Below are 5,585 nucleotides of genomic sequence, written 5' to 3' on the forward strand. Positions count from 1 at the left end.
CGGCGTCCCCGCGCAGCAGCATCCGGGAGGCGACCGAGCGGCCGACCGCCGCGGGCAGGAGCACGCTGGCCCCGCCGTCCGGCATGAGGCCGATGTTGGTGAACGCGAACAGCAGGTACGCGTCGTCGGACATGAGAACGAGGTCGGAGGCCAGCGCCAACGAGACGCCCACCCCCGCCGCCGGACCGTTGACCGCGGCGATCACCGGAACCGGGGCGGTGAGCACCGCGCGGACCAGGGCCGCGGCATTGTCCATGGTGACGTCGGGGCTGGGAGCGTCGGCGGATCCCTCCCGGATGGACTGCAGGTCCGCCCCGGTGGTGAACGCCGCTCCCTCGCCGGCGAGCACGATGACACGGGTCCCCGCATCCGCACCGTGCTCGGTGATGAGCCCGATCAGCGCGCCGACCGTGTGGTGGTCGAGCGCGTTCATCCGGTCGGGCCGGTTGATACTGATGGTCGTCACGCCGAGGTCGTCGGTATCCACCTTGACGGCGTCGCGTCCGGTGGCGGTCATCGGACCGACTCCGCGGCGGCGACCATGCCGGACAGCCGGTCGGTGATGATCGACTCGGCCTCGGCCATCATGCGGTCGACCAGCTCGGCCGCGGTGGGCACGTCGTCGATCAGGCCCTGGCACTGACCAGCCGACCAGATGCCGGCATCCAGATCGCCGTCCTCGAAGACCTTGCGGCCCCGGGCTCCGGCGACGAGGTGCTGGATGTCGGAGAACTCCACGCCCTCGGCCTCCCTGGCCACCACTTCCGCCGAGACGGCGTTCGCCGCGACCCGCGCGGTGTTGTGCAGCGTGCGGAAGATGAGCGTGGTGTCGAGCTCGGAATTGGCGACGATCTGCTGCTTGACCTGGTCCGCGACCGGCGATTCGGCCGTGCACATGAACCGCGTCCCCATGTTGGCGCCGTCGGCCCCCAGGGCCAGTGCGGCCACGAGGCCGCGGGCGTCGGCGATGCCTCCGGACGCCAGCATCGGGATCGTCAGCCGGGCCGCCGCGGCGGGGATGAGAACCAGACCGGGGACGTCGTCCTCACCCGGGTGGCCCGCGCACTCGAAGCCGTCGATCGACACCGCGTCCACACCGAGCTGCTCGGCCTTGAGTGCGTGGCGGACCGAGGTGCACTTGTGGATGACTTTGATGCCGGCCTCGTGGAACACCGGTAGGTGGTCCTTGGGATTGGACCCGGCGGTCTCGACGATCTTCACCCCCGACTCGACGATCGCCTGCCGGTACTCGGCGTACGGGGGCGGGGAGATGGCGGGCAGGATCGTGAGGTTGACCCCGAACGGCTGGTCGGTCATCTCCCGGCAGCGCGCGATCTCGCGGGCCAGGTCCTCGGGCGTCGGCTGGGTGAGCCCGGTGATGATGCCCAGCGCCCCGGCCTCGGACACGGCGGCGGCGAGTTCGGCGCGGCCGACCCACATCATGCCGCCCTGGACGATCGGATGACGGACACCGAACTCCTCGGTGAAACGGGTACGGATCACGGGTGGACCTCCTCGTAGGTGCCACCGGAGGCGGCCTTGGACCGCAGGGACTCCGGCGGGGTGAACCGGTCCCCGTAGCGCTCGGCGAGCTGCTCGGCGCGGGCGACGAAGCCGGGCAGACCGCCCGGGTACTGGTCCATGTAGCGGGCGACGCCACCGGTCCAGCCCGGGAAGCCGATGCCCAGGATCGATCCGACGTTGGCGTCGGTGGTGGTCTCCAGCACGCCCTCGTCGAGGCACTTGACGGTCTCGATCGCCTCGGCGAAGAGCATGCGGTCGATCGCGTCCTGAAGCGGGATCTCGGTGGCACCACCGAAGGCGTCGGTCAGCCCCGGCCACAGTCCGCCCCGTTTGCCGTCGGAGTACTCGTAGAAGCCGGAGCCGCTCGAGCGACCCTTCCGGCCGAACTCGTCGATCATGCGGTCGAGCACGGCGTTACCCGGGTGGTCGGGCAGCTCGCGCCCCTCCGCCTTGGCGGCCTCGCGCGTCTCGTCGCGGATCTTGCGGGGCAGGGTCAGGGTGAGCTCGTCCATCAGCGCCAGCACGGGGGCCGGGTATCCGGCCTGCGCCGACGCCTGTTCGATGGTCGGGGCGGGCACGCCCTCGGCGAGCATGGCCATCCCCTCGCTGGTGAAGGTGCCGATGACGCGCGAGGTGAAGAACCCGCGGGAGTCGTTGACGACGATGGGGGTCTTGCCGATCTGCGCGACCAGGGCCAGAGCGCGCCCGAGGGCATCCTCCGAGGTCTCGGCCCCCTTGATGATCTCGACCAGCGGCATCTTGTCGACGGGCGAGAAGAAGTGCAGGCCGATGAAGTCGGCCGGCCGGTCCACGCCGCCCGCGAGCATGGTGATGGGAAGGGTCGAGGTGTTGGAGCACAGCAGCGCATCCGGGGCGATGTGTGGCGCGATCTCCGCGAACCCCGTCTTCTTGACCTCGGGGTCCTCGAACACGGCCTCGATCACGGCCTGCGCGCCCGCGGCCGCGGCCGGGTCGGTGGTGGGGGTGATGCGCGCCAGGAGCGCCTCGCCCTTCGCCTGCGCGGCGTCACGGGCCGGGCCCTCGGCGGCGCGGGCCACGGTCTTGGCGACCAGTTTTTCCGAGTAGCCCCTGCCCCGCTCGGCCGCGGCCTGGTCGACGTCCTTCAGGACGACCTCCATCCCGGCCTTGGCACAGACATAGGCGATGGCGGCACCCATCATCCCGGCGCCCAGGACGACCACCTTCCTCACCGGCGCGCGGTCGGCGGACCCGTGCTTCCCGGCCAGCCCGTTGGCCTTCTGCAGGTCGAAGAAGAACGCCCGGATCATGTTCTTGGCGGTCTGGCCGGTGGCCAGCCGGGCGAAGTAGCGGGCCTCGATCGTCGAGGCCGCGGCGAAATCGACGCCGGCGCCTTCGACGGCGGCTGCCATGATCGCCACTGGGGCGGGGTAGGGGGCGCCCTTGAGCTGTTTCCGCAGCATGGCGGGGAACGCGGGCAGGTTGCCCGCGAGCGCTGGGCTCGAGGGGGTCCCCCCGGGCATGCGGTAACCCTTCCGGTCCCACGGCTGGGTGGCCGCGACCGGGTCGTCGGCGTTGGCGGCGATCCACGCCTTCGCCGCGGGGATCAGGTCATCCGGGCTCGCGACGAGGTCGTCGACCAGTCCGAGCTCACGGGCCTTGCCCGGGCGCAGGCGCCTGCCCTCGAGCAGCACCTCCATCAGGGCCGTGACCACCCCGAGCATGCGCACGGTGCGGACGATCCCGCCGCCCCCGGGCAGCAGACCTAGGCTCACCTCGGGCAGGCCCAGCTGGATGGACGGGGAGTCCACGACGATGCGGTGGTGGGTCGCCAGCGCGATCTCGAGCCCGCCGCCGAGCGCGGCGCCACCGATCGCGGCCACGACCGGCCTGCCCAGCGTCTCCAACCTGCGCAGAGGGGCCTTCGCCCGCTCCACGGTGTCGACCGCCAGGTCCGCCCCGTCGGCCGGGATGCTCAGGATGTCGCCGAGGTCGCCGCCGGCGAAAAACGACTTCTTGGCCGAGGTCAGGACGACGCCCGTGATGTCGTCGACCTCCTCCTCGAGTCGGTCCACGGCGGCCTCCATCGAGGCCAGGTAGTTCGCGTTCATGGTGTTGGCGCTCTGATCGGGATCGTCCATGGTGAGGACGACAACGCCGTCGGAATCGCGCTCGTACGAGATGGTGTTGGTGTATTCGCTGCTCATTGGGTGTTCTCGTCCTTGTATGGCGTCAGGCCGGCGGCTGGGTCTACAGGCGTTCGATGATGGTGGCGATCCCCATGCCGGCGCCCACGCAGAGTGTCGCCAGGGCGAAGCGGGCGTCGCGGCGCTCCAGTTCGTCGAGTGCGGTGCCGAGGATCATCGCGCCGGTGGCGCCGAGGGGGTGGCCCATGGCGATCGCGCCACCGTTGACGTTGATCTTGTCCATCGGGACGTCGAGGTCCTTGGCGAACTTCATGGGTACGGCGGCGAACGCCTCGTTGACCTCGAACAGGTCGATGTCGTCGATCGTCAGTCCCGCCTTGGCCAACGCCTTACGCGCGGCCGGGGTGGGACCGGTGAGCATGATCGTCGGTTCCGATCCCACGACCGCGGCGGACACGATCCGTGCCCGCGGCGTCAACCCGTTCCGCTCACCCGCGGCGGCGTTGCCGACGAGCAGCGCGGTCGCGCCGTCGACGATCCCCGAGGAGTTGCCCGCGTGGTGGACGTGGTCGATCCGCTCGACCCAGTGGTACTTCTGCAGCGCGACGGCGTCGAACCCGGCCTGGTCCCCGAGCGCGGCGAAGGACGGGCGGAGGGCCGAGAGGTCGTCCGCGGTGGTCCCGCGGCGGATGTGCTCGTCATGGTCTAGAACCAGCCGACCGGCCACGTCGACCACCGGCACGACCGAGGCGGCGAACCGACCGTCGTCCCACGCGGCCGACGCCAGTTCCTGGGAGCGGGCGGCGAACTCGTCCACGTCGCGGCGGGTGAAGCCCTCGATGGTGGCGATGAGGTCGGCACCGATGCCCTGGGGGACGAACGAGGTCTCATAGTTGACGCGGGGATTCTGCGCCCAGGCGCCGCCGTCGGAGCCCATGGGCACGCGGGACATCGACTCGACTCCGCCGGCGATGACCAGGTCCTCCCAGCCGGCGCGGACCTTCTGTGCGGCCAGGTTGACCGCCTCGAGCCCGGAGGCGCAGAAACGGTTCTCCTGCACACCGGCGACGGTCTCCGGTAGCCCTGCGGCGAGGGCGGCGACGCGCGGCAACACCGCGCCCTGCTCGCCCACTGGTCCCACGATCCCCATGACCACGTCCTCGATCTGCGCGGGGTCGAGGCCGGGGTTCCGCTCGACGATCGACCGCAGGACCCCGACCGCGAGATCGATCGGGGCGACGCTGTAGAGCGAACCGCTGGACTTTCCCTTGCCGCGTGGCGTGCGCACCGCGTCGAAGATGTAGGCATCGGGCACTGACATGGCGGGGTGTCCCCTCTCGGGTCGGTCGATCCGCACGGTCGGCTCGACTCACTCGCATGGATTCGATCACATATATCTGTGAATTCGGGTTTACTATCTCCACTGTATTGCTTGTTGTCAAGATCACACCCCGAACCGCCATCACGAGATCCGAGAGGCCATGACGTCTCCTTCCGCTCCACCCACGTGGTTCCCGGACGTACCTCCTCCGGGTTCGCGACGTGCGGAGATCGCACTGGTCGCGGCCGAGGAGTTCACGCGGCGCGGGTACCACGCGACCCGCGTGGAACACATCGCACACCGCCTCGCCCTGACCCCCGGTGCGTTGTACCGCCATGTTCCGGGCAAGTACGCGATGTTCCGTGACGCGGTCGCCACACTCGTCGCCGAACTCGACACCGCCACGTCGGGCCTCGACGACTTGAACGATCTGGTCGCCTCGGTCACCCGGGCGACGTTGACCCACCGTTCCCGCGCGGCGCTGTACCGCTGGCAGATCCGCTATCTCACCCCGCAGGACCGAGCGGCGGTCGTGGCGGCCGATGTCCGGATCCGGCAACGGTTCGCCGAGGCGATCCGGGGTGACGACGCGGCCTCGTCACCTGGGGCCGGGG

The 5,585-nt window shown here is 70.3% G+C and carries 5 protein-coding genes; 1 reads left to right on the forward strand and 4 read right to left on the reverse strand.

From position 1 onward, the window contains the following. The 4 genes from IY392_RS07770 to IY392_RS07785 all read right to left on the reverse strand — a co-directional run. The coding region (locus IY392_RS07770; protein WP_194860894.1) for an enoyl-CoA hydratase-related protein at positions 1–517 on the reverse strand (517 nt) is incomplete at its 3' end. Then, positions 514–1,500 (reverse strand): nitronate monooxygenase family protein, encoded by a 987-nt coding sequence (locus tag IY392_RS07775; RefSeq protein ID WP_194860898.1) that lies wholly within the window; start codon positions 1,498–1,500, stop codon positions 514–516. The genes IY392_RS07775 and IY392_RS07770, both read right to left, overlap by 4 nt. After that, positions 1,500–3,710, reverse strand: coding sequence for a 3-hydroxyacyl-CoA dehydrogenase NAD-binding domain-containing protein (locus IY392_RS07780; protein WP_194860895.1), 2,211 nt, complete (start codon positions 3,708–3,710; stop codon positions 1,500–1,502). The genes IY392_RS07775 and IY392_RS07780 overlap by 1 nt, the downstream gene beginning before the upstream one ends. A 43-nt stretch (positions 3,711–3,753) precedes the next feature. Then, positions 3,754–4,971: an acetyl-CoA C-acetyltransferase gene (locus IY392_RS07785; RefSeq protein ID WP_194860896.1), complete on the reverse strand. Its 1,218-nt coding sequence runs from the start codon at positions 4,969–4,971 to the stop codon at positions 3,754–3,756. Between the two features lie 160 nt (positions 4,972–5,131). Here IY392_RS07785 and IY392_RS07790 point away from each other — a divergent pair. Then, positions 5,132–5,585, forward strand: a 454-nt coding sequence (locus IY392_RS07790; RefSeq protein WP_194860897.1) for a TetR/AcrR family transcriptional regulator, incomplete at its 3' end; no start/stop codon positions are given.

Source organism: Dietzia sp. SYD-A1, assembly GCF_015356725.1.
GTDB lineage: Bacteria > Actinomycetota > Actinomycetes > Mycobacteriales > Mycobacteriaceae > Dietzia.

Coding starts and splice junctions, on each gene's coding strand:
- IY392_RS07780 (WP_194860895.1), bottom strand. CDS start 3,710: ATGAGCAGCGAATACACCAACACCATCTCGTACGAGCGCGATTCCGAC.
- IY392_RS07785 (WP_194860896.1), bottom strand. CDS start 4,971: ATGTCAGTGCCCGATGCCTACATCTTCGACGCGGTGCGCACGCCACGC.